The following is a 1744-nucleotide window of genomic DNA, read 5'->3' on the forward strand; positions in this document are numbered from 1 at the left end:
CGGGTGGTCACCGGGCACCGGCTGCCCGGCGGGGAGCCGCTGTGGCGGTTCAGCCTGCCGGCCGGCGACCACGTGCTCGGGCTCGGCACGGTGGCCGGCGGGCTGCTGGTGACGAGCAGCCCGGCCGGGGCCGGCGACACCCGCTCCACCCTGCTCGACCCGGCGACCGGCGCGGTGCGCTGGCGGCAGTCCGGCTACCCGGTGTCGACCGGGTCGGGCGGGGTGCTGTTCGAGACCCCGCGCGCGGCCGGGACCGGCACGGTCCTGGCCGTCGACCCGGCCTCGGGGGCGGTGCGCTGGTCGCTGCCGCTGCCCAGCAACGGGGTGGCGTACCGGACGGGCGACCGGGGGGTGACGCAGATCGTGCTGGTCACCCCGGACGGCCGGGTGGAGGTGCACGACGCGGACTCCGGTGCGCTGGTGCACGCCGGCCGGGTGCCGCCGGCCGCGGACCGGGTCTCCTACCGGTTCACCCAGGTGGTGGCCGGCCTGCTGCTGGTCGACGGCGCGCCGGGCACGGTCACCGCGTACGGGCTGGACCGGCTGGACCGGCGCTGGAACGTGCCGGTGGAGCCCCGCGCCGGGGTCTGGTTCGTCGAGTGCGCCGGGATGGTCTGCATCCGCGACCAGGTCGGCGGGGTACGCGCCCTCGACCCGGCCACCGGTCGTCCGAGCTGGGTGGACGACCGGTGGGTCGGGATGGCGCCGGTCGGCGGCCGGCTGCTCGGCGCCGAGCCCGGCGTCGGGCTGGAGCTGGAGCTGTCGGTGCTCGATCCGGCGACCGGCCGGACCCTCGCCCGGCTCGGCCGCTGGCGCACCACGGGCTTCGAGGGCGACCCGGCCCGGCTGCTCGGCCTGCGCCGCCTGACCGGCGACCGGACACTGGTCGGCGCACTGGACGTGGCGGCCGGGGAGGCCCGGATCCGGGCCGTGCTGCCCGGCTCCTGGGACGAGTGCGCCGACTCGGGCACGGCGCTGGTCTGCCTGCGACCGTCCGGAGGGCTGACGATCTGGCCGGTCGGCCCCTGACCTATCCGGTGGCCTGCGGCTGGGTCACCAGTTGGCCTGCGCGGGCGCCGGGGGCAGCGGCACCGCCTCCGGCCGCACCACGTAGACGGCCCCGCCGCTGCCACCCTGCCAGGCCGCCTCGAACGCCGCCCGGGGCACGGTCCGGCGGACTCCCTCGTCGTCCGGGGCGTACGGGTCGTTGAGCACCGGGTCGCCGTCGGCCGTGAAGCCGACCAGCACGATCAGGTGCCCCCGGGTGTCGTAGTCCAGCCCCGGCACCTGCCCCCGGGTGAAGGCCGCCGAGACGATCAGCGGGATGCCGGCGGCCACGAACCGCTCCGCCTCGGCCAGCGAGCGCAGCCGGGTGACGAAGGCGTCCACCCCGTGCAGCCCCGCGTACGCGGTGTTGAACGCCCAGTTCCCGGCCCCCGCGTACGCGTGGTCGTAGCAGTGCCGGGCGGCGTGCACCACCACCGGCCGGGGGCCCGGCGGGGCGACCCAGGCGTACCGGTCCGGGGTGGGGCCGGCGCCCCAGAAGTCGAGCACCATGGAGACGCAGGTGGGGCTGCACCAGGAGTCCCCGCCGCCGCCCCAGCGGGTCTCCCCGCCGGCGTGCAGCCGCTGCGCGTAGCGGGGCACGTCCAGCACCTGGCCCCGGGCGTCGCCGGCCGGGCCGGGCCGCGGGGCCGGCACGGGGACCGGAGCGCCGGGTGCGCCCGCCCGGGTGGCTGGCGGG

The 1744-nt window shown here is 78.6% G+C and carries 2 protein-coding genes; one reads left to right on the plus strand and one right to left on the minus strand.

The genetic code is table 11. The annotated features are described in order from the left end of the window. Window positions 1–1029 (plus strand): PQQ-binding-like beta-propeller repeat protein (locus tag B0E53_RS36265; protein WP_107079896.1); only part of this gene is annotated, 1029 nt, incomplete at its 5' end. A 24-nt stretch (window positions 1030–1053) separates the two neighbouring features. On the opposite strand, the gene B0E53_RS36270 is transcribed toward B0E53_RS36265, so the two are convergent. Continuing rightward, window positions 1054–1744 (minus strand): peptidase C39 family protein (locus B0E53_RS36270; protein ID WP_146167966.1); only part of this gene is annotated, 691 nt, incomplete at its 5' end.

It is taken from the genome of Micromonospora sp. MH33, from assembly GCF_003013775.1.
Classification (GTDB): domain Bacteria; phylum Actinomycetota; class Actinomycetes; order Mycobacteriales; family Micromonosporaceae; genus Micromonospora; species Micromonospora fulviviridis.